General features: G+C 70.5%; 21 protein-coding genes and 1 pseudogene. 14 read left to right on the top strand and 8 right to left on the bottom strand.

The window, feature by feature from the left end:
* Positions 1–25: 25 nt before the first annotated feature.
* The 4 genes and pseudogenes from ACIQ7D_RS04395 to ACIQ7D_RS04380 form a co-directional block, all read right to left on the bottom strand.
* Positions 26–457, bottom strand: a complete 432-nt coding sequence (locus tag ACIQ7D_RS04395) for a hypothetical protein (protein WP_403933426.1) — start codon at positions 455–457, stop codon at positions 26–28.
* Between the two features lie 295 nt (positions 458–752).
* Positions 753–1,160, bottom strand: coding sequence for a Tn3 family transposase (locus ACIQ7D_RS04390; protein WP_403933424.1), 408 nt, complete (start codon positions 1,158–1,160; stop codon positions 753–755).
* A 39-nt stretch (positions 1,161–1,199) separates the two neighbouring features.
* The gene (locus ACIQ7D_RS04385) at positions 1,200–2,684 is read right to left on the bottom strand and encodes a DUF4158 domain-containing protein (protein ID WP_403933422.1); all 1,485 of its coding nucleotides are present in this window, start codon (positions 2,682–2,684) and stop codon (positions 1,200–1,202) included.
* A 226-nt stretch (positions 2,685–2,910) separates the two neighbouring features.
* Positions 2,911–5,061: pseudogene (locus ACIQ7D_RS04380) on the bottom strand (Tn3 family transposase); the annotation flags it as partial.
* A 111-nt stretch (positions 5,062–5,172) separates the two neighbouring features.
* Between ACIQ7D_RS04380 and ACIQ7D_RS04375 the strand changes: the two are divergent.
* Positions 5,173–5,397, top strand: coding sequence for a Gfo/Idh/MocA family oxidoreductase (locus tag ACIQ7D_RS04375; protein ID WP_403933421.1), 225 nt, complete (start codon positions 5,173–5,175; stop codon positions 5,395–5,397).
* Here ACIQ7D_RS04375 and hypB read toward each other — a convergent pair whose 3' ends face one another.
* A complete protein-coding gene (gene hypB / locus ACIQ7D_RS04370; RefSeq protein ID WP_403933419.1) occupies positions 5,398–6,114 on the bottom strand; it encodes a hydrogenase nickel incorporation protein HypB in 717 nt (238 codons plus the stop codon).
* Positions 6,115–6,211: 97 nt separating this feature from the next.
* Positions 6,212–6,541, bottom strand: a complete 330-nt coding sequence (locus ACIQ7D_RS04365) for a hydrogenase maturation nickel metallochaperone HypA (protein ID WP_403933417.1) — start codon at positions 6,539–6,541, stop codon at positions 6,212–6,214.
* A 173-nt stretch (positions 6,542–6,714) separates the two neighbouring features.
* Here ACIQ7D_RS04365 and ACIQ7D_RS04360 point away from each other — a divergent pair, with 173 nt between their 5' ends.
* The 13 genes from ACIQ7D_RS04360 to ACIQ7D_RS04300 all read left to right on the top strand — a co-directional run bounded on the left by ACIQ7D_RS04360 (position 6,715) and on the right by ACIQ7D_RS04300 (position 20,092).
* Positions 6,715–7,770, top strand: a complete 1,056-nt coding sequence (locus tag ACIQ7D_RS04360) for a hydrogenase expression protein HypE (protein WP_403933415.1) — start codon at positions 6,715–6,717, stop codon at positions 7,768–7,770.
* Positions 7,771–7,801: 31 nt separating this feature from the next.
* Positions 7,802–9,574, top strand: a complete 1,773-nt coding sequence (locus ACIQ7D_RS04355) for a nickel-dependent hydrogenase large subunit (protein ID WP_403933413.1) — start codon at positions 7,802–7,804, stop codon at positions 9,572–9,574.
* On the top strand, positions 9,567–10,637 hold the full coding sequence (locus tag ACIQ7D_RS04350; protein ID WP_403933412.1) for a NifU family protein: 1,071 nt from the start codon (positions 9,567–9,569) through the stop codon (positions 10,635–10,637). Before ACIQ7D_RS04355 ends, ACIQ7D_RS04350 begins: the two co-directional genes overlap by 8 nt.
* Positions 10,634–11,317 carry a DUF5947 family protein gene (locus ACIQ7D_RS04345; protein ID WP_403933411.1) on the top strand — a complete coding sequence of 228 codons (684 nt, stop codon included), beginning with the start codon at positions 10,634–10,636 and terminating at the stop codon, positions 11,315–11,317. Before ACIQ7D_RS04350 ends, ACIQ7D_RS04345 begins: the two co-directional genes overlap by 4 nt.
* Positions 11,314–12,033, top strand: coding sequence for a DUF6084 family protein (locus ACIQ7D_RS04340; protein WP_403933410.1), 720 nt, complete (start codon positions 11,314–11,316; stop codon positions 12,031–12,033). The genes ACIQ7D_RS04345 and ACIQ7D_RS04340 overlap by 4 nt, the downstream gene beginning before the upstream one ends.
* Complete coding sequence (locus ACIQ7D_RS04335; protein WP_403933409.1) at positions 12,030–13,490, top strand: hypothetical protein; 1,461 nt, start codon at positions 12,030–12,032, stop codon at positions 13,488–13,490. Before ACIQ7D_RS04340 ends, ACIQ7D_RS04335 begins: the two co-directional genes overlap by 4 nt.
* On the top strand, positions 13,472–13,591 hold the full coding sequence (locus tag ACIQ7D_RS04330; protein WP_403933407.1) for a DUF6893 family small protein: 120 nt from the start codon (positions 13,472–13,474) through the stop codon (positions 13,589–13,591). Before ACIQ7D_RS04335 ends, ACIQ7D_RS04330 begins: the two co-directional genes overlap by 19 nt.
* A 22-nt stretch (positions 13,592–13,613) precedes the next feature.
* The gene (locus ACIQ7D_RS04325; RefSeq protein ID WP_403933406.1) at positions 13,614–14,228 is read left to right on the top strand and encodes a hydrogenase maturation protease; all 615 of its coding nucleotides are present in this window, start codon (positions 13,614–13,616) and stop codon (positions 14,226–14,228) included.
* A 2-nt stretch (positions 14,229–14,230) separates the two neighbouring features.
* Positions 14,231–16,810: a carbamoyltransferase HypF gene (gene hypF, locus ACIQ7D_RS04320; protein WP_403933405.1), complete on the top strand. Its 2,580-nt coding sequence runs from the start codon at positions 14,231–14,233 to the stop codon at positions 16,808–16,810.
* A gap of 47 nt (positions 16,811–16,857) precedes the next feature.
* A complete protein-coding gene (locus tag ACIQ7D_RS04315; protein WP_403933403.1) occupies positions 16,858–17,154 on the top strand; it encodes a HypC/HybG/HupF family hydrogenase formation chaperone in 297 nt (98 codons plus the stop codon).
* Positions 17,151–18,254 carry a hydrogenase formation protein HypD gene (gene hypD / locus ACIQ7D_RS04310; protein ID WP_403933402.1) on the top strand — a complete coding sequence of 368 codons (1,104 nt, stop codon included), beginning with the start codon at positions 17,151–17,153 and terminating at the stop codon, positions 18,252–18,254. The genes ACIQ7D_RS04315 and hypD overlap by 4 nt, the downstream gene beginning before the upstream one ends.
* Before the next feature lie 125 nt (positions 18,255–18,379).
* Positions 18,380–19,372, top strand: a complete 993-nt coding sequence (hypE, locus tag ACIQ7D_RS04305) for a hydrogenase expression/formation protein HypE (RefSeq protein WP_403933821.1) — start codon at positions 18,380–18,382, stop codon at positions 19,370–19,372.
* Positions 19,373–20,092 carry a DUF6390 family protein gene (locus ACIQ7D_RS04300; RefSeq protein WP_403933401.1) on the top strand — a complete coding sequence of 240 codons (720 nt, stop codon included), beginning with the start codon at positions 19,373–19,375 and terminating at the stop codon, positions 20,090–20,092.
* A 35-nt stretch (positions 20,093–20,127) separates the two neighbouring features.
* Here ACIQ7D_RS04300 and ACIQ7D_RS04295 read toward each other — a convergent pair whose 3' ends face one another.
* Positions 20,128–21,195: a LacI family DNA-binding transcriptional regulator gene (locus tag ACIQ7D_RS04295; protein WP_403933399.1), complete on the bottom strand. Its 1,068-nt coding sequence runs from the start codon at positions 21,193–21,195 to the stop codon at positions 20,128–20,130.
* 4 nt (positions 21,196–21,199) lie between these two features.
* Complete coding sequence (locus tag ACIQ7D_RS04290) at positions 21,200–22,105, bottom strand: glycerophosphodiester phosphodiesterase family protein (protein ID WP_403933398.1); 906 nt, start codon at positions 22,103–22,105, stop codon at positions 21,200–21,202.
* Positions 22,106–22,124: the final 19 nt, after the last annotated feature.

Here is a 22,124-nt window from a genome sequence, read left to right as displayed (position 1 = left end):
TCTTCCTCAGTTGTTCGGTGGGCTGTCAGTCGCGGTGGCGTGAGTCGTCGAGCAAGAGCGAGCCGATGGCCGCGAGCGTGGCGGCGCGGTCGGAGGCTGCGGGGGCCAGCACGCCGCTGGCGATCGCGTACCAGTAGCCGTCTGCGGCGAGACGTGCCGCTTCGAGTCGGCCACGGCGTTCGGCGCCCAGATCCTCATCGAGAGCGACCCACGGGCGAAGTCGCTCCTCCCACACCGCGGCGAGGTCGGCGCGGTAATGGGCGTTGAAGCACACCGCCACGTCCGCGGGATCGTGCACCGTCTCGGCTGCGAACGCCACGTAGGCGGCGACCCGTTCTTCCGCAGAGGCCGACTCCAGGGGCTTGCCGAGAAGCTGGAGCAGGCGGCTCTCCCACAGAGCTGCGACATGCGCCAGCACCCCGCGCACGAGCGCATCCTTCGTTGGGAAGTGGTACATCAACCCAGGCTTCGAGAGCCCAGCCTGCCGCGAGGCCGATTCGAGCGTCAGCGCGGGACCCGATGGGTCCCGTAGGACATCGAGAGAGGCTTCGAGTATTTGCTGTCGGGGTTTCCGCATGAAACAACTTTACCATCCGGTTGGTAAAGTAGATCGGTGTCGTCGTAGCGCGCCATCGCAGTGGCCACCTGAGCACGTCGCCCCAGAAGCAACCGTTCCCGGGGAGCTGTAACCGGCAGCGTCGACGTCGATACGCCGCCGCTACTCCTCACTCCGCGAAGGCGTCCGGCGCTCCTCAGGCAGCTTCCTGATCAAAACCGTCGCGGAGCCGGGTGAAGTCGACGTCCAGGTGTGGCTCGTAGTCCTCGGGCCGGATGCCGAGCTCGTGGGTGGAGTACTCGCCGAAGCGGCGGATGTTGTCCGTCAGGTATGGCGAAATCTGCGCGAGGTCCTCCGGATCCGCCTTGTAGCCCTCGGCCTGCAGATGGCGGACGACCTCGGCGATGTCCAGGGTGTTGTGGAAGATCACGCAGTTCGTGAGCAGCGAGTTGAACTTCATGGCCTTCTCCTGCTCGACGGGGTCGTTGTCGGCGATGACGCCGCGGTTGCCGAAGTGCAGCCAGTCGGAGAACCCGTTGTACGCCTCGACCTTGTTCGTCTCGGCGAGGTGGAAGAAGACCATCGCCTCGAAGTGCTTGCGCACGAACTGGCCCTCCCGGGCCGGGTCCACAATCGCCTTGCGTCAGTTCTGCGTGACGAACGACAAGTCGACCACGTCGCCGTTCTCGTCATGCGCGGGGATGTAGTCGCGGGCCGGGGCCCGGTGTCGCCGGGCGTGCTCCAGCGCGGCCAGGACCAGGGTGTCCTCGCTGGTCGCCGTCAGCTCCAGCAGCATCGGCAGGTCGAACATCACCGAACGGTCCCGGCCGACCTGCCCGTACAGCAGGATCTCCCAGTTGTTGCCGTGGTGCGCGGAGACCTTCTCGATCTGCTCGTACTGCTTGGCGAACCCGCCGAACGCCTCCACCGCGGCGGCGGGCGCCGCCAGCCCGCCGGCCTGCACCGTCAGCGCCTTGGCAAGAAGCAGCAGCGCGGGCGGGACCTTGCCGCCCAGCAGCCGCCGCAGCTCCGCCATGCCGATGTCCTCGCTCAGATCGGTCAGGGCTCCGAGCAGGTCGCCGGTCATCTCCGCGGCCTTCTGCCGCGCCTTCTGGGCGGGCCCGTCGGCGTCCGTCTGCTTCAGCAGGGTGCGGTAGTTGCCGATCAGCGCCTCGACCATCGCCTGCTGCTGCAGGCGGATCTCCTCCAGCTCGCTCTTGGCCCGCTTGGTCTTCAGCGCGACGCGCTTGCAGAACATCGTGGCCAGGTCGTCCCGGGCCCGCATCTGCGCCTTGTGCACCATGCAGGCCAGCACCGCGATCCTTTTGTCGGGCGCGTAGTCGCGCAGCACCCCGGCATCCGCCGCCTCCGCCTCTCCGGCAAAGTCGGCGATCTTCCTCGGAGCGATCCCGGACAGCCACACCTCGGTGTCGCCGAGACCGTCCACCCACTCCAGATGGTCGGCAAGATTGCGGAAGTTCGTCCACGTCGGCCCCTTGGCCGACTTCTTCAGCCGGTTGAAGTACGTCTTCCCGTCCAGATACACACGATCCAGCAGGCCCAGCAGCTGTATCTGCTCGGCGGACGTCATCCGCTCCCGGACCCCGGCGTACAGCGCCGTATTCACCTCGGCCCGGACCTTCGAGGCCATGGCGTCCAGCGTGGAGAACGCCGGCAGCTCCAGGTTCGCCGCGACCAGCCGCTCCAGCGCGATGTTGATCAGGTCAGCCGGATTGTTCTTCGCCGCCGCCTCCGCCCGCATCACCGCCTCGGAAATCTTGCGGGCCCTGGCCGTGTCGTACGACACGCCGGACCGGCGCCGCACACCCGTCCTCATCCGCTCCCCGGTCCGCCCCGACGCCCGGAAGGGCTCCGTGCCCTCCGGTAGATCCACCGCCCGGCGCACGAACTCCACCACCGGCTCTGGTATCTCCTCCCACCGTGGGAAACACCCCATCCGCTGGTACGACTTCAGCGCCAGCAGCAGCGCGAGTTGATGCTCGTCGGAGGCCGTGCTCTCCGCCGCCCACTGCGCCTCCTCCCTGCCCGGAGTGAAGAACACATGCAGCTCACGAGCGGAGATCAGCCGCTTGAACCGCGGATACGCGGTCCTCTCGATCGACGTCATACCAAGCGCCCCAGACGACCCGATGCCAACAACAGTCACGGGCGCCACACGCACCCGCGCGGCATCGTCTCGACCGGAAGATCCAAAACTCCGGGAAACCGCCATACCCGGGACACGCGATCAAGCGAAGTGATATTGGAAACCAGGGGAATCCTCCCCACGAACGTGCTGCCCAACGGTCCCGAAGCCCCTGATCAGGGCAAACCAACGTTCAAGATCCACTCGTGGCGGGCTTTGGGCTCACCTTGGCTGGCCCCCCAGAGGCGACCAGCCCGCCGCCCCACGCACTGGCGAGCGGGATCGCCGCCTGGGTGTCGATCAGTGCGGCGTTCGCGGCCCGGTAGGTCGCGAGGCGCAGGTACGTCTGGTCGACGTGGGACAGCCGCCCGTACTTCAGCGCATCGACCCCGCTGATGACGGGGGTGTAGCCGACGTTGCAGCCGTGGGCCACCAGGAGGGCCGCGATGGTGACGGGGAGGTCCTTGAGCCGGGCCTCGCCGCCGGTGACCGAGGTGAACGCCTGGTCGGCGCCGGTCCAGGAGAAAACCTCCAGCAGCACCTCCGGCAGGTCGACGCGGGGCAGCATCGCGTTCACCGCCGCCCGCAGGTCGAGCAGGGAGGTCGGCTCGGGCTCCGGTTCCAGCGCGGCGAAGTGCAGGCGGCCGTCATCGTCGAAGGAGATCTGCGCATTGTCCGGCAGACGGCCCGAGACCTCCCGGTAGGTACCGCCCAGCAGTGCGGCCCGCGCCGCCAAGTGTTCGTCCGCCTCCTCGGGCAGGCCCAGGGACGCAAGGACGGTGGGCTTGGCCTGCTCCCATGCCTCACCGGCCAGCAGCTTCGCCCGCGGGTCGCCCCACTTGGAGGAGTTCTTCGCGAAGATCTCCCGCCGGCGCAGCATGCGGTGGAACTGCTCCAGCACACAGAACACGTACGCCTTCCAGTCCACCGTCCCCGGTTCCAGGCCCGGCGCGGCCAGCACCAGACGCCGCCAGGACCCGGCCAACAGCTCGGTGTCGATCTCGGCAGGTCCCACCTTCTTGCGGCCCATCAGCTCCGGCAAGGTCTTCAGAGCGGCCAGAACCGGGGCGCCCTCCGGAGTCGCGCCGAAGTCCACAACCTTGACCAGGAGCTTCAGGAACGGCCTCACCGTGCCGAACCGGGTGGCCAGCATCGCCCGCCATGCCTGATCCGCATCGGAGTCCAGCGGCGGGGTCAGCTCAAACAGCGCCGCGATCGCGGCGGCCAGCTCGTTGCGCGGCACCACCGCCTCGATCTGCTCCCACATCGCCGTCAGCGTCTCCACCTTCGGCGGATTGATCTCCCCGGTGTCGGTGTCGACCTGCTCGGAGGTGGTGTCGAAGACGACCTGGAACGCGGTCGCCAGCTTCGCCCCGGCCCGCTCGACCCTCGGCAGGGTCTTCATCTTCTCCTTGGCCGTCTCCCGCTCGGCCTTGGCCAGCAGCTTGGTGGCGATCAGCACCTCCAGCAGGTCCAGGGCGTCATCGACCGCCCGCGTCGCCAGGTGCACCGCGGTGGCCAGCAGCGTCGCCAGGCGTCGCGCTTCGTTGTGGCGCTTGAGCAACGTGGCTTTGCCATCCACGCCGTACCTCGACAGCTCCGCCAGCCGGCGTGGCGGTATCCCCGACACGTCCAGGGTGCCCATGCCCAGGTCGGCGATCTCCTCCGCCCGGTCCAAGGACCACTTCATCTGCGGGCCCGACACCCGCACCGGCCCGCGCCGCAGGCGGTCCAGCTCCGAGACCCGCGCACCGGCAGGGACCGTCAGCAGTGAGTCCAGCACCGCTCGCTGGCCGGTGTTCAGCAGTCCGTACAGGGTGTCCCACAGCCGCTGGTTCGCAGCCTCCCGGACATTGCCCACCAACCGGGAAAGACGGCTTGCCCCGGGCAGCAGCACCCTGCGCTCGCGCAGCCATCCCGCCGCCGCGTCGAACAACGCCTTCGGCCCGTCCCCAGTCGTCCAGGCCCGTGCGTCCAGCCACTCACTCAGCTCGGCCGAGACCTCGGCGAAGTCCCGCCAGCCCCCGGCCTCCTGAATCTCCCCGGCGTGGGTGCGAGCCGTCCCGTCCCGTTCGCCGTACTCCTTCAGGCACGACGGGTCCGCGATCTCCAACTGCTCGGCCAGGTACTCGGCCACCTCCGCCGGCGCCTGCCGCGGATCCGGCAGGAACCGGCCCAAGTAGCGCACGCTCGTGAGCTGGACCGCGTACCCGAGCCGGTTGTGCGCACGCCGCTTGGCTTGCACCGCCTCCCGGTCCGCGTCGTCCAGGAAGAAGTACCGCTCCAACTCGGTACGGGACGGCGCCCCGGCAAACACCCCGTACCCAGCCTGCTCGCCCGACAGAAACTCGACCGCCACAACAACTCTCCGAAGATCGACAACAGCGACCCACGAAGGCTCTGACAGGCGATCACCCCAGGTCAAAGCGTCAAGCAACACCGAGAAGGCTTAGCGCACGATCTGACATGGATGTTCCTCAAACCCCGGGTCGGCGCCGAGAGTGTCCGCTACGACCAGGACCTGTTCCACGACGCCTATGTGGCCGAACTCGCCGACTTCACCGACAGCGTCCGCACCGGGCGCGCCCCCGCGGTCACCGGTGACGACGCCCGCGCGGCGCTGTCCATCGCCCTCGCGGCGATCGAGTCCGTCACCACCGGCGGCCCGGTCCGGATGGCGCGGCCGGCCCGGTGATCAGGGGCGCGCGACCCAGTCGTACCAGGCCGCCATCCCCTCGCCGGTGGTCGCCGATACGGTGAGCACGCTCAGCTCCGGGTTGACCGAACGGGCGTACTTGGCGCACTGCTCGACGTCGAAGTCGACGTACGGGAGCAGGTCGGTCTTGTTGATGATCACGAGGTCGGCGGCGGCGAACATGTAGGGGTACTTGAGCGGCTTGTCCGTGCCTTCGGTGACCGAGATGATCACCGCCCGGCTCCGCTCACCGAGGTCGAAGAGGGCGGGGCAGACCAGGTTGCCCACGTTCTCGACCAGGATCAGCGAGCCCGGCTCCGGCTCCAGCGCCATGAGCGCGTCCCCCACCATCTCCGCGTCGAGATGGCAGCCGGCGCCGGTGTTGACCTGGACGACGGCGCCGCCCGCCCGCCGGATCCGCTCCGCGTCGAGCGCGGTCTCCTGGTCGCCCTCGATCACCGCGACCGGGCGGCGCCCCGCGAAGTCCCTGAGGGTCCGTTCGAGGAGGGTGGTCTTGCCTGCCCCGGGCGAACTCATCATGTTCACGGCCACGATGCCCCGGTCCGCGAGCCACGCGCGGTTGCGGGCGGCCAGGTCGTCGTTCTTGCCGAGCACCTTCTGTTCGAGGGTGAGGGTCTCGCCGTCCCCCGCGGTCCCCCCGACGGCCGACGGATGGTCCCGTACGGCGGTGTGGTCATGGCCGTGACCGGGAGGCACCCGATCGTGGCCGTGCGGGTGGGTGTGCGGTACGGCGATCCTCGTCCCGCCGTCCGCACCGCTTCCGCCGACGCAACCGCAAGTACCGCACATGTGGTCAGCCCACTCTCATCGAGACGATCTGCAGCTCCCGCCCCGACGTGACATTCACGTCGGCGCTGCCGCACGGACACAGCAATACAAGATCGGCCAGGGTGAAGTCCCGCTCACACGCCCGGCAGTGCGCCGTTCCGGGGGGCTGGTCGATCTCCAGCACCGCGCCCTGGGCGACCGTGCCCGCGGTGGTGAGATCGAAGCAGAACCGCATCGCGTCGGGCACCACGGCGGTCAGCGCCCCCACGCGGATCCGCACCGAGCGCACGGGTCGTCCCGCGGCACGTTCGCACACCGCGTCGACCACGCTCCGGGTGATTGACAATTCATGCATCAAGAGCCAGCTTTCCGTACTCACCCATTCGCCCCGGTCCGACCGGGGCGAAAGATGGTCACCAGAAAAAATCTCGTGTTGACAGAACAACCGGGCGGATTCTAGATGGTAGCAAGGTGAGTGTCGCCATCCTCACTGGAATCGGGCGGTCCCATCCCGGAAGGCAGCGGGCTATGCCGACAGAAGCAGCCGTAAAAGCGGAGAACACTCTCATCCATGTCCTGTGGATCAACGCGGGGCTGAGTTGCGACGGGGATTCGGTGGCACTGACCGCCGCCACGCAGCCCAGTATCGAGGAAATCGCGCTCGGCGCGCTGCCGGGTCTGCCGCAGATCGCCGTGCACTGGCCGCTCATCGACTTCGAGTGCGGCCCCAACGGCGGCGCCGACGATTTCCTGGAGTGGTTCTTCAAGGCCGACCGAGGCGAACTGGAACCGTTCGTCCTGGTGGTCGAAGGGTCGATCCCCAACGAGAAACTGCACGAGGAGGGGTACTGGTCGGCCTTCGGCAACGACCCGGCCACCGGGCAGCCGATGACCACCAGTGAGTGGCTGGAGCGGCTCGCACCCAAGGCCACGGCGATCGTCGCGGCCGGTACGTGCGCCACGTACGGCGGCATCCACGCCATGGCGGGCAACCCGACCGGCGCCATGGGCGTGCCGGACTACCTGGGCTGGGAGTGGAAGTCGAAGGCGGGCATCCCGATCGTGTGCGTCCCCGGCTGCCCCATCCAGCCGGACAACCTGTCGGAGACGCTCACCTACCTGCTCTACATGGCCACCGACCAGGCCCCGATGATCCCCCTCGACGAGTCGCTCCGTCCGACCTGGCTGTTCGGCCGTACGGTGCACGAGGGGTGCGACCGGGCCGGCTACTACGAGCAGGGCGACTTCGCGACGGAGTACGGCCGGCCCGAGTGCATCGTGAAGCTGGGCTGCTGGGGCCCCACCGTGAAATGCAATGTGCCCAAGCGCGGCTGGATGAACGGCATCGGGGGCTGCCCCAACGTCGGCGGAATCTGCATCGGCTGCACCATGCCGGGATTCCCCGACAAATTCATGCCGTTCATGGACGAGCCTCCGGGCGGAAAGCTCTCCACGAATGCCGTCGGACTGTACGGCTCGACGATGCGCCGACTGCGGAGCATCACCACGCACACCCTCGACCGCGAGCCCAAATGGCGTACCCGCGGCAGGAAACTGACCACCGGCGCCACCCGCACCTGGTAACGCACCGAAAAAAGGAAAAAGAGGCGGCCTCATGACGACGACGAGCCAGGGCAAAGACGATCTGGTGGAGATGGCGTGGGATCCCATCACCCGTATCGTCGGGAGTCTGGGCATCTACACGAAGATCGACTTCAAGCAGAAGGTCGTCGCCGAGTGCCACAGCACCAGTTCGATCTTCCGCGGCTACTCGGTCTTCATGAAGGGCAAGGACCCGCGCGACGCCCACTTCATCACCAGCCGGATCTGCGGGATCTGCGGTGACAACCACGCCACCTGCTCCTGCTACACGCAGAACATGGCGTACGGCGTGAAGCCCCCGCACCTCGGCGAGTGGATCGTGAATCTCGGCGAGGCCGCCGAGTACATGTTCGACCACAACATCTTCCAGGAGAATCTGGTAGGGGTCGACTACTGCGAGAAGATGGTCGCCGAGACCAACCCCGGCGTCCTCGAACAGGCCAACCGCACCCCCGCGCCGCACGCGGACGCCCACGGGCACCGGACCATCGGCGACATCATGCGCGCGCTGAACCCGTTCACCGGCGAGTTCTACCGCGAGGCCCTTCAGGTCAGCCGGATGACCCGCGAGATGTTCTGTCTGATGGAGGGGCGCCACGTACACCCCTCCACGCTTTACCCCGGCGGCGTGGGCACGGTCGCGACCATCCAGCTCATGACGGACTACCTCACCCGTCTCCAGCGCTACGTGGAGTTCATGAAGAAGGTCGTGCCCCTGCACGACGACCTCTTCGACTTCTTCTACGAGGCGCTGCCCGGCTACGAGCAGGTGGGCAACCGCCGGATCCTGCTGGGCTGCTGGGGCTCCTTCCAGGACCCGGAGCACTGCAACTTCGCGTACCGGGACATGACCGACTGGGGCCGGAAGATGTACGTGACCCCCGGCATCGTCGTGGACGGCAAGCTGATCACCACCGACCTCGTGGAGATCAACCTGGGCATCCGCATCCTGCTCGGCTCGTCGTACTACAACGACTGGGAGGAGCAGGAAATGTTCGTGACCCACGACCCGCTCGGCAACCCGGTCGACCGGCGGCACCCGTGGAACCAGCACACCAACCCGCAGCCCCAGAAGCGCGACCTGGGCGACAAATACAGTTGGGTGATGTCGCCGCGCTGGTTCGACGGCAAGGACTACCTCGCGCTCGACACCGGCGGCGGACCGCTCGCCCGGCTGTGGACGACCGCGCTGGCGGGCCTGGTCGACATCGGCTACATCAAGGCCACGGGCAAGAGCGTGCGGATCAACCTCCCCAAGACCGCCACCAAGGGCCCTGTCGAGTTCGAGTGGCATGTCCCGCGCTGGAGCAACACCATCGAGCGCAACCGGGCGCGCACCTACTTCCAGGCGTACGCGGCGGCCTGCGCGCTGCACTTCGCGGAGAAGGCGCTCGTGGAGATCCGGGCCGGCCGCACCAAGACCTGGGAGAAGTTCGAGGTACCGGAGGAGGGCATCGGCTGCGGCTTCACCGAGGCCGTACGCGGGGTGCTCTCGCACCACATGGTGATCAGGGACGGCAAGATCGCCAACTACCACCCGTACCCACCGACCCCGTGGAACGCGAGCCCGCGCGACACCTACGGGACCCCCGGGCCGTACGAGGACGCGGTGCAGGGACAGCCCATCTTCGAGGAGAACGACCGGGAGAACTTCAAGGGCATCGACATCATGCGCACGGTACGCAGCTTCGACCCCTGTCTGCCCTGCGGCGTGCACATGTACCTCGGTGAGGGCAAGAAGCTGGAGCTGCTGCACTCGCCCACGCAGTCCGCGGGCAGTGAGTGACGTGGCGGAGCGGCAGACGGAGAGGCATGAGACGCGCGAGCCGGCGCCGTCCGAGAGCTGGCGGACGACCGGGGAACGTATCGACGCCCTGATCTCGGCCGGCGCGGCGGGCGGTCCGGCGGCGGGCGGCCCGGCGGCGCGCGAACGCGGCGAGGAACTGGTCCGGCTGGTCACCGACTTCTACGGCGCCGGACTGGAGCGGCTGCTCGACCTCGTCCACGAGCACGGCGGTCTCGGCGACACGGTCCTGGCCGCCCTGGCCGGCGACGAACTGGTGTCCGGTGTGCTGCTGGTGCACGGGCTCCACCCGTACAGCGTGGAGACCCGCGTCGAGAACGCGCTGGAGAGCGTACGGCCGTATCTCGGCTCGCACGGCGGTGACGTGGAGCTGATCGGTGTCACGGAGGACGGAGCGGTACGGCTGCGGCTGCTGGGCAGTTGCGACGGCTGCCCGTCCTCCTCCGCCACGCTCGCGCTCGCCGTGCGCGGCGCGGTCGAGGCGGCGGCGCCGGAGATCACCACGATCGACGTGGCGGACGCGGCCGGGACACCGGATCCACCGGGTCCGCTGCTACCGGTGGACACGTTGTTCTCGCGGCTGCGCACCGATGCGGCGGGGGCCGGCGCCGCGGACGCCGATGCCGGTGATGACGCGGGCGCCGGCTCCGGCTCCGGCCCGGGCTCCGGCTCCGGCGGTACGGGCGCGACCTGGCAGTCGGTCCCGGCGCTGCTCGCCCTGGAGCCCGGCGGGGTCGAGCGGCTGAGCGCCGCCGGGTTCCCCGTGGTGGCCTGCCGGATCGGCGCCGACCTGTTCGCCTTCCGCGACCGGTGCGCCCGGTGCGAACGGCCGATGAACGGCGCGACACTGGCCCGGCGGCTGGGCGGCGGCGCGCAGGACGGGGTGCTGCGCTGCTCGGCCTGCCGCGCGCACTACGACGTACGCCGGGCCGGTGCCTGTCTCGACACGGACGCCGACGGCGCACACCTGGACCCCCTGCCCGTGCTGGCGGACGGGGCCTCGGTCTCGGTCGCCGTGCCGTGCACGCCCGCGGTCGCGACATGAGCGCGCCGACGGGCCCTACCCGGTCCCCGGTCGCCACCCTGCTGCGGGTCAACCGCAACCGCCCCGAGCCGGTCACCGGCGAACGGTGCGACATGTGCGCCGCGCCGGTCGGCGAGGAGCACCAGCACGTGGTGAACCTGGAGAGCCGGGGCCTGATGTGCTGCTGCCGGGCCTGCTACCTGCTGTTCACGGAGGACGGGGCGCGGCTGCGCTACCGCGCCGTGCCCGAACGGTATCTGAGCTTCGACGGGCTCCCGCTGTCCGCGCGGACCTGGGACGAGTTCCGGATCCCGGTGGGGCTGGCCTTCCTGTTCCGCAACTCCGCGCAGGAGCGCACGGTCGCTTTCTACCCCGGCCCGGCCGGGGCAACGGAGTCCGAACTGCCGCTCGACGGCTGGACCACGCTCGTCGCGGCCGTCCCCGAACTGGCGGTGGTGCGCCCCGATGTCGAGGCGCTGCTCGTGCGCCGTCCAGGACCGGGCGAGGACGAGGGAACGGCGTCGTGCCATCTGGTGCCGATCGACGCCTGCTACGAACTGGTGGGCCGGCTGCGCACGCTGTGGCGCGGCTTCGACGGCGGCCAGGAGGCGCACGCCGCCATCGACGCGTTCTTCGAGCGGGTCAGGGCGCGCAGCAGGCCCGCGCGCCCGGAGCCGGCGGCCGTGGAGGGTTCCTCATGAGCCTTCCCGCCGCGCCCGGCCTGGAGTTCTCCGTACGCGACATCGTCGCCGAGCCGTACAGCGCGGCGCCGCAGCTCACCGCGCGGCTGCGGATCGAAGACGGCTCCGGCGAGCCGGTCCACGCGATCGTGCTGCGCTGCCAGGTCCGCGTCGAACCGCAGCGCCGCCCGTACGACCAGGCCGAACAGGACGGTCTGCGGGGCCTGTTCGGGGAGCGGGAGCGGTGGTCCGACACACTGCGGCCGTTCCTGTGGATGCAGTGCAACACCACGGTCCAGGGGTTCACCGGCACCACCGAGGTGGACCTCGCGCTGCCCTGCACCTACGACTTCGACGTGGTCGGCTCCCGCTATCTGCACGCGCTCGGCGAGGACGGGACGGTGCCGATCAGTCTGCTGTTCTCGGGCACCGTGTTCGCCCGGGGCGGTGGGGGCGGTCCGGGGCTCGGTGTGCGGCAGGTGCCCTGGGACCGTGAGGCGCGCTACGACCTGCCGGTCGCGGTCTGGCGGCGGCTGATCGCGTACCACTTTCCGCACTCCGGCTGGATCAGGCTGGATCACGACATGCTCGCCGCGCTCGCGGACTTCCGTGAGCGGCGCGGGCTGATCAGTTGGGACGAGACGGTGGACACGTTGCTGGCCGGCGCGGGTGCGGAGACGGGAGTGGCAGTGTGCGCCGCTGCCGCCCCCGGTGATCTCGACGAGGTGGTCCGGTGACCGGGACGGCTCCGGTGGGCCTCGACCAGGTGCGTGAGGTCGCCGACGCGGTGCTGTACGAGGGCTATCTGCTGTACCCGTACCGCGCCAGCGCCCACAAGAACCGCTCCCGCTGGCAGTTCGGTGTCCTCGGGCCGCCCTCCGCGACCCCCGGGAGCTTCGCCGAGGAACCGGGGATGGCGATGCAGTGCCTGCTCTCGGTCCCGGACGGCGCGCCGGGCCCGGCGGAGGTGACGGTGCGGCTGCGCTTCCTCCAGCACCAGGTGCGCGAGGTACGGCGGCGGACCGAGGACGGCCGCCACGTCCCCGTCGGCGAACTCGTCGTGGCCGGTACGGCGGTGCTGAGCTGGGACGAGGCGGTCGAGCGTGAAGTCGACCTGGGGACGCTCCCGTTGACCGGGGAGAGCGATCAGCTCCGTACCGTGCCCGGAGGCGAGGAGACCGAGCCCCTGACGGACCCGGACGGGGTGGCGGTCGGCTCCCTCGTGCGGCGGCGCGAGCCGCTGACGGCCCGGGTCCGTACCCGGGTCACGGAGGACGACGGATTCCTGCGGCTGTCGGTCTCGGTGGAGAACGAGCACGCCGGGACCGTCGCGGGCAAGGACGCCGCGATCCGCGTCTCGCTGATCGGCACGCATCTGCTGCTCCAGGCCCGGGGCGCCCGCTTCGTCTCGCTGCGCGAGCCCCCGAGGGCGGCGGTCCGGGCGGCGGCCCGGTGTGTACAGCGCCGGTGCTGGCCGGTTCTGGCGGGGGCGAAGGGCTCCACGGACACGGTGATGGGCGCGCCGATCATTCTCTACGACCACCCGGAGATCGCCGAGCAGAGCGCGGGCGCCCTCTTCGACTCGACCGAGATCGACGAGATCCTGACGCTGCGGGTGATGACGATGACGGACCGGGAGAAGGCGGAGGCACGCGCCACCGATCCCCGTGCCCGCGAGATCATCGACCGCTGTGACGCGATGTCGCCCGGGGACCTCCAGCGCCTCCACGGTCTGCTGCGCGATCCTCACGGCCCTGCCCCGGACCCCGCCGCCGACGCGCGGAACGCCGCTCCCGCCGCCTTCGACACCGGCGGCGCCCCTTGGTGGGATCCGGCGGCCGACGCGGCCGTGTCGCCGGGCTCCGACCATGTGGTGATCGACGGGGTCGAGGTCGCCAGGGGCAGTCTCGTACGGGTGCGTCCGGCCCGCCGCGCCGATGCGCAGGATCTCTTCTTCGAGGGTCGGGTGGCGCGGGTGACGGCCGTGCTCGCGGACGTGGACGGCGGGGTGCATGTCGCGCTGGTCCTTGTCGACGACCCGGCGGCCGATCTGCACGACTGGTACGGCCGCTACCTCTACTTCGCCCCCGAGGAGCTGGAACCGCTGCCCGCCGGCGATTCCGGCCGTACCGTCCCCGATCCCCTGTCACCGGAGTTCCGGAAGGAGAACCCATCGTGCGATCCCTCGGACTGATCACCACGGGTGTGGCCGCCGTTCTGGCGGCGGCCGCCGTCGCCCTCGGCGTGCGCTCGATCCCCGACATCCGCAGGTACCTCAGAATGCGCTCCATGTGAGCGCGCGGCGTGAGCGGGAGGAGTGTCCGGCCGCCCCGGCCGGGCGCTCCGGCGCGGCAGGCCGTACACCGCCGGGCGGGGCCCGGACATGACCCGGGGCGTGCTCGTCGCGGGCATCGGCAATCTCTTCCTCGGCGACGACGGTTTCGGCCCCGAGGTCGTACGGCGGCTCGCCGCCGGCCCCGGGCCGCCGCTGCCCGCCGGAGTCCGGATCACCGACTACGGGATCCGGGGCATGCACCTCGCGTACGACCTGCTCGACGGGTACGACGCGCTGGTGCTGGTGGACGCGTATCCGGGGGGCGGGCCGCCCGGTGAGCTGACCGTGCTGGAGATCGGCCCGGACGACCTCGGTACGGGTGAATTCGATGCACACGGCATGAATCCGGTCGCGATGCTGGCAAATCTGGACCAACTAGGCGGTACGCTCCCGCTGACTCACCTCGTGGGCTGCACGCCCGCCGGCGTCGACGAGGGCATCGGTCTCAGCGAAGCGGTCGCCGCGGCCGTCCCCCGGGCGGTGGCGGCGGTGCGGACGCTGCTCCACCGGCTGCCGATGGCCGGCCCCCCGCCCTCAGCCACACCCCTGCCCGACCCCGCCCTCGCATCCGCGCCCGACCGGCCCCGGAGGTCCTGATCATGTGTCTCGGCATTCCCGGGCGAGTCGTGGAGACCGTCGAGGGTTACGCGGGCCAGCTCGCCCTCGTCGATGTGGAGGGCGCCCGGCGCCGGGTGAATGTCGGCATGCTCGACGCGCCCCCGGCCACCGGTGACTGGGTCCTGCTGCACATGGGGTTCGCCCTGGAGATCATCGACGAGGCGAAGGCGTCACAGGCGCTGGCGGGGCTGGAGATGATGGGCAGCGGTGCCCGTACGGCGGAGGGTCCGGCGCCCCAACAGCCCCGTGTCCGACGCCGGTTCGCGGTGCGCGGTGTCGTCCAGGGCGTGGGTTTCCGCCCCTTCGTCTATGTCCTGGCCGCCGAGCTGGCCCTCATCGGCTCGGTGGCCAACACCGGCGCGGGTGTGCTCGCCGAGGTGGAGGGCGATCCCGGGGCGGTGACGGAGTTCGGCCGGCTCCTGCGGGAGCGGCCGCCCCCGCTCGCGGTCGTGGAGTCCGTGACGGAGACGGATCTGGCGCCGTGCGGCGGCGCCGGGTTCACCATCGAGGACTCCAGTACGGGGGACCGGGCCCGTACCCTGGTCTCCCCCGACATCGCGACCTGTCAGGACTGTCTGGCCGAACTGCGCGACCCGCACAACCGCCGACACCGCCACCCCTTCATCACCTGCACGCACTGCGGGCCCCGGTTCACGATCGTCACCGGCCTGCCCTACGACCGCGCTGCGACGACCATGGCGGCGTTCGAGATGTGCGCGGAGTGCCGTACCGAGTACGAGGACCCGCGCGACCGGCGTTTCCACGCGCAGCCGATCGCCTGTCACGCCTGCGGCCCGCGCCTCGAACTGCTCACCCGGGACGGCGGCCCACCGCTCCACGGTGACGAGGCGCTGCGTGCGGCACGGCGGTTGCTCGCCGAGGGCCGGATCGTCGCGGTCAAGGGGCTCGGCGGCTACCACCTGGCGTGCGACGCCCGCGACGAGGCGGCGGTCGCCCGGCTGCGCCGGCGCAAGGACCGGGGCGGCAAACCCTTCGCCGTCATGGTCGCCGGCCTCGGTGTCGCCGAGGAGCTGGTGTCCCTGACCGAGGGCGAAAGAGCGCTGCTCACCGGCGCGCGGAAGCCGATCGTGCTGCTCCCCCGCCGAACGCCCGCCGCCGGGGAGGGGATCGCCCGGGCCGTGGCTCCCGGCAACCCGGATCTCGGCCTGATGCTGCCGTACACCCCGCTGCACGTTCTCCTCCTCGGTCTCGACGGCGACGCCCCCGGCCCCGACGCCCTCGTGATGACGTCCGGCAACCGCTCCGGCGAGCGGATCGTCACCGACGACGCGCGGGCGCTGACCGAGCTGGCGCCGCTGGCCGACGCGTGGCTGCGCCACGACCGGGCGATCCAGGTGCCGTGCGACGACTCGGTCAGCCGGTTCGTCGCCGGCGCCGAACTGCCCCTGCGCAGATCGCGGGGGTACGCGCCGCTCCCCCTCGCCCTGCCCTTCGAGGTCCCGCCGCTGCTCGCGGCGGGCGCCGATCTCAAGAACACCTGCGCCCTGGGCGAGGGCGGCTACGCCTGGGTGAGTCAGCACGTCGGTGACCTGGACGACCTCTCCACGGTGGAGGCGCTGACCCGTACGGCGGATCATCTGGCGCTGCTGACCGGTGTCACGCCCGAACAGCTCGTGGCCGACCGGCACCCCGGCTACCGCTCCGGCGTGTGGGCCCGTACCCACGCCAGGGGCCGGGCGGTGCGCACCGTACAGCACCATCACGCGCACATCGCGTCCGTGATGGGCGAGCACGGCCTGGGCCCCGGCGAGAGCGTCATCGGCTTCGCCTACGACGGCACCGGGCACGGCGGCGACGGCGCGGTGTGGGGCGGCGAGGTGCTGATCGCGGGCTACAAGTCGTTCCGGCGGGCGGCGCATCTGGCGTACGTGCCGCTGGCGGGCGGCGACGCGAGCGTGCTGCGGCCGTACCGGATGGCGCTCTCGCATCTGCGGGCCGCCGGTGTCACCTGGGACCAGGAGCTGCCGTCCGTGGCGGCCTGCCCGCCCGCCGAACAGCGGGTGCTGGCCCACCAGTTCGCGACGGACTTCGGCTGTGTGCCGACATCGAGCATGGGCCGGCTCTTCGACGCGGTGGCCTCGCTGGCGGGGGTACGCCACGAGGTGGCCTACGAGGCGGAGGCGGCGATCGGGCTGGAGGGGCTGGCCCGCGCCGCGCCGCCGGAGCCCGCCGGGCACGCCTACGCCTTCGGCACACGGGCGGCGGCGGGCCCCGGCGAGCCGGTTCTCGCCGACCCCGGTCCGGTGGTCCGCGCGGTGGTCTCCGACGTACGGGCGGGCGTCGCACCGGAGTTGATCGCGGCGCGCTTCCACACGGCCGTCGCCCGGCTCACCGCCGACCTCGCCGAGGAGTGCCGGAGGCGGACCGGGCTCGGGGTGGTGGCGCTGGGCGGCGGGGTCTTCCAGAACGCCGTTCTGCTCGAAACCACCCAACACGTCCTTGAGGAATGGGACTTCACCGTTCTGCGGCCACGCCTGCTGCCGCCCAACGACGGCGGCCTCGCCTTCGGCCAACTGCTGGTCGCGGCGTCCGGCGGCTGACACCACTCCCGAATCCACCCGATGACCCGCAGAGTGAGGAAGACACCATGTGTCTGGCAGTTCCGGGGCGCGTCCTGCGTACCGTCGAGGTCGACGACGCCCTGATGGCGGAGGTCGACTTCGGCGGTGTACGCAAGGAGGTCTGCCTCCAGTACGTACCCGACGCGGCGGTCGGCGAATACGTCGTCGTCCATGTCGGATTCGCCATTCAACGGCTCGACGAGAAGTCGGCCCAGGAGACCTTGGCCAACTTCGAGAAGCTCGGACTCCTGGAGGAGGAGTTCGGCGACGGCTTCGAACTGGCTGCCCGGCAGCGTGGCGCGGTGGAAGGAACCGACCGGTGAAGTACCTGGACGAATTCAGCGACCCCCAAATGGCCGGACGGCTGCTGGAGCAGATCCACGCGGCCTCCACCCGCCCGCTCGCGATGATGGAGGTCTGCGGAGGCCAGACCCACTCGATCATCCGGCACGGCATCGACCAACTGCTGCCCGACCACATCGAGTTGATTCACGGACCTGGCTGCCCGGTCTGTGTCACCCCGCTGGAGATCATCGACCGGGCGCTGGCGATCGCCGCCCGTCCCGAGGTCATCTTCTGCTCCTTCGGCGACATGCTGCGAGTGCCGGGCAGCAGCCAGGACCTGTTCACCGTGAAGAGCGCGGGCGGCGACGTACGGGTGGTGTACTCGCCGCTCGACGCTCTGAGACTGGCCCGCGAGAACCCCGACCGGGAAGTCGTCTTCTTCGGCATCGGCTTCGAGACGACCGCCCCCGCCAACGCCATGACGGTCCACCAGGCACACCGTCTCGGCGTGCACAACTTCTCCCTGCTCGTCTCGCACGTCCTCGTACCGCCCGCGATCGCCGCCATCATGGAGTCCCCCGCCTGCCGGGTCCAGGCGTTCCTGGCCGCCGGGCATGTGTGCAGTGTGATGGGGACGTCGGAGTACCCGGCGCTCGCGGAGAAGTACCGGGTCCCCATCGTCGTCACCGGCTTCGAACCGCTCGACATCCTCGAAGGCGTCCGCAGAACGGTCCTCCAGTACGAAGAGGGCCGGCACGAGGTGGAGAACGCCTACCCCCGCGCCGTACGCGCCGAGGGGAACCTGCCCGCCATGGAGATGCTGCGGGACGTCTTCGAGGTCACCGACCGGACCTGGCGCGGCATCGGGACGATCCCCGCCAGCGGCTGGCGACTGGCGGAGAAGTACCGGGAGTTCGACGCCGAGTCGCGGTTCGACGTGGCGGAGATCCGTACCGCCGAGTCCTCGCTGTGCCGGTCCGGGGAGGTCCTTCAAGGGTTGATCAAGCCGCACGAGTGCCCGGCGTTCGGCAAGGAGTGCACGCCGAGGGTTCCGCTGGGCGCCACGATGGTCTCCTCCGAGGGCGCCTGCGCCGCCTACTACACGTACCGCCGACTGGAACTGGTCGATGCGAAGTGACTGAGACGAAACGTCAGGTGCCCGCCCCCGCCGCCGCGCTCCCCCTGGAGACCGACGCGGCGTCCGGGCTGGATTTCGAGGGCTGGTCCTGCCCGGTCCCGCTGCGTGAGACCCCGGCGGTCGTGATGGGGCACGGCGGCGGCGGGGCGATGTCGGCCGAACTGGTCGAGCATCTGTTCCTCCCGGCGTACGGATCCGCCGCCGCGTCCGAACTGGGCGACTCCGCCGTGCTCACCGTCGGGGACGGCACACGGCTCGCTTTCTCCACGGACTCTTTCGTGGTGAAGCCGATGTTCTTCCCCGGCGGGTCCATCGGCGACCTCGCGGTCAACGGGACCGTCAACGACCTGGCGATGTCGGGCGCCGTACCGCTCTTCCTGTCCTGCGCGTTCATCCTCCAGGAGGGCACCGCGCTGACCGAACTCGGCCGGATCGCCCAGGACATGGGCGCGGCGGCGCGGGCGGCGGGGGTCCGGCTGGTCACCGGTGACACCAAGGTCGTCGACAGCGGCAGCGGGGACGGCGTGTACGTCAACACCTCGGGGATCGGTGTGATCCCCGACGGTGTCGAGATCGGCCCGCACCGCGCCGCGCCCGGTGACGCCGTGCTGATCAGCGGCGACATCGGGGTGCACGGCATCGCGGTGCTGAGCTGCCGGGAGGGGCTGGAGTTCGGTACGGCGGTGGAGAGCGACACCGCGGCCCTGCACGGCCTGGTCGCCGCGATGATCGCCACCGGCGCCGGGATCCATGTCCTGCGCGACCCCACCCGCGGTGGGGTCGCGGCCTCGCTGAACGAGATCGCCACCGCCTCGGGCGTCGGCGTCGAACTCGTCGAACGGGAGTTGCCCGTACCGGAGACGGTGCGTGACGCGTGCAGCCTGCTGGGGCTCGATCCGCTCCAGGTCGCGAACGAGGGCAAACTGATCGCCGTCGTCCCGGCCGACGCCGCCGAGGGGATCCTCGCGGCGCTCACCGCGCACCCGCTGGGCCGGGGGGCCCGCCGGATCGGCACCTGTGTGGCCGGCCATCCCGGGATGGTGGTGGCGAGGACCGGCCTCGGTGGATCCCGGGTGGTCGGCCTCCCGGTCGGTGAGCAGTTGCCGAGGATCTGCTGAATGAGCGAGCGCGGCGCGCTCCTCTTCGCGCGGTACGCCTATCCTCCCAACGAACTCGGCTACTGCGGGCCCGCCGACTCCGGGGCGCTGCTCCGTCCCGAGGAGACGGCGGGCATCGAGCGTCACGCCCGCCGGTTCGAGGGCGCCTGGTGCTATCTCGAACTGCTCGCCGAGAGGGCCGGGCTCGCCGATCCCCTCGACGAGCGGGTCGTCGAGGCGTACTGGATCGGCAACGAACTCCTGGACCTGACCACCCCGGGCGCCCTGCTGGACCGGTTGCGGGACCGGTTCGCCGGCCAGCAGGGGGGCACCTGGCGCGACGCGTCCGAGCGCGCGCTCGCCCACCACAGTTTCCAGGTCTTCGACGTGTACCCCTGGGCCGGTCTGCTGCGTACCCCGGCCGCCCCGACGGCGCTCTCCGTCCTCGACCGGTGCCGTATCCGTACGGGTGTGGTCCGCTCGGTCAGCGGCGAGAGCGCCACCGTCGAGTCCCGCCCGCTGCGCTGGACGGGTACGTGTCTGGCCCCGGGAGCACCCGTCCAGGAGTCCGTACGCTGGTCGACGGGCGGCCGGTCCCTGCTGCCCGGGCTCGCCCCCGGCGACCTGGTGGCGCTGCACTGGGACTGGGTGTGCGACATCATCACCGCACCGCAGGCGGCGCGTGTCGAGTCGACGGAGATCCGCCAGCTCACGGCGTTGGGCCTGGCGCGCCTCCCCTGACATCCGGCGGACGGGACGGCGGGGCGCGGGACGGTTCAGCGCGCGGAGACGTGCCCCAGGGTGCGTCCCGGCACCAGCGTGCCGGGGAGCAGTTCGTGCGTGACCTCCGTGGCGCCCGGGTTGTCCAGCATGGACCTCATGACCGTCACCGCGCGCCCGGCCGCCCGCTCCACCGGGATGCGCAGGGTGGTGAAGCCCAGCAGGTCGATGCCGTGCATGATGCCGTCGCACCCGGTGAGGGACAGGTCCTCCGGCACCCGTACGCCGGCCGCCTGGGCGTGGGGCAGAAAGGCGAGCAGCCGCCAGTCCGACGGGAACATGGCGGCCGTGATCCGCCCGGCGCGCTGCCGGGCGACGATCTCCTCGACGCCCTCGTCGCTGCGTCCGAAGGTGGGGGCTGGGATCTCGTGCACCTGGATGCCGTGGCTCCGCAGCCGCCGGGCCATCGTCACACCGCGCCGGTTCTCGGGTACGGAGTTCTCGGCGCTGGGCACCACCACCGCCACGGCCCGGTGTCCGTGGGACGCGACGGCGTCCGCGAGCTGGGTCGCGTTGTTCTCCTCGTCGTAGGAGACGCTGCATATCCGGGGGTGTGTCTCCGGCCGTCCGATGACGACGACCGGCACCACGTCGAGGAACGGCCCCAGCATCTCGGCGCGGATGACGCCGGTCGCCACGAACATCCCGCCGACCCGCAGCCCGAGTAGACGGTTGAGCGCCTGCCGCTCGAAGTGGGCTCCCTCGGTCCGTGACGGGGCGACCGTCACCATCTGGAGGCCGACCCGGCTGATGTGGGACTGCAACTCGCTGAAGAGCAGGCCGTACGCGGGGTTGGTGGGGTCCCGCAGCAGCAGCCCGAGGATGTCGGAGCCCCGGGCCGCCAGCGATCGCGCCATCACGTTCGGGACGTATCCGAGCTTCTGCGCCGCCGCGTAGACCGCGTCCCGGGTCTTCGGGGAGACGGGGGTCGAGCCGTAGAACACGCGGGAGGCGGTGGCCCGTGACACCCCTGCCGCCGTCGCGACCGCTTCCATCGTGACGTTCAGCGGTGACGCCGAGGAGGGCGGGTCCGCGGGGCTGTCGACGCCTTCGTTTGATCGCACCCGGTCACCCTATCCACCCCTGGCCGGGGGCCGTTTCGTACCGGGGACGGTGGCGCCGGGGCGGGATGCCGAGGAGCTGCTGCCGGTACTGGCCCAGCGGCCCCGGCCAGTCGGTCTGGATGATGTCGGCGCCGAGTCCGATGAGCCGTCCCCATCCGTCGGCCGGGTCCCCGAAGAGCGAGGTGTTGTCGTCGAAACCGGCGAAGAGGGGGACGCCGTTGGTGAGGTTGATCGCGTCGAGCAGACAGGCCAGCCCGGCCTCGTGCATCCGCGCGACCACCTCGGGCCGGGCGAGTTCGTGGTCCTGTCCCGTGGCGATGAGTTCCACCCCGATCAGGTTGATGTCGGGGTCACCGAGTACGGCGTCGACATCGGCGAGGGACCGCACCATCGGGACGAACGGGTACTTGACCGGGTGCCGGCGCAGTGTGCCGAGCCAGCTCTCCTCGACGGGGCTCTTGAAGACCAACTGGCCCGCCATGTCGTAGCGGTCGAGGAACGGCAGGAGGTCGTCCCAGTACCACCACGACCGGTCCATGTTGAACAGCGTGTCACCGCGGTAGCGTTCGAACACCGTGCCGAGTGCGGTCACGGCGACGTCGTGCCCGATCCACCGGTACCTCAGCGCGCGTATCTCCTCGGTCGACAGCGCGCGGATATCGATGTCCCGGTCGAACGCCTGCCGCTCGCAGCCGTCGTGGAAGAGGAAGAAGTCCCCGTCCGTCGACTCGACGATGTCGATCTCGACCATGTCGGCGCCCTGCAGCAGAGCCGCCTCGATCGCTCGGTCGGTGTTCTCCGGCACGTCACCGAGACCGGTTCCGCGGTGCACCGCGATCAGCGGGGTGCGCTCCGCGAGCCTGTTGTTCACAAGGGAGTTGATGTCCTGGTACCGCGCTTGGCCGAACATGGGTTCCTTCCGTCAGGGG

This window comes from Streptomyces sp. NPDC096310, from assembly GCF_044763125.1.
Taxonomy (GTDB): Bacteria; Actinomycetota; Actinomycetes; order Streptomycetales; family Streptomycetaceae; genus Streptomyces.
Note: the sequence above shows the minus strand (reverse complement) of the source record. Positions and strands in the feature narration are given on the sequence as shown.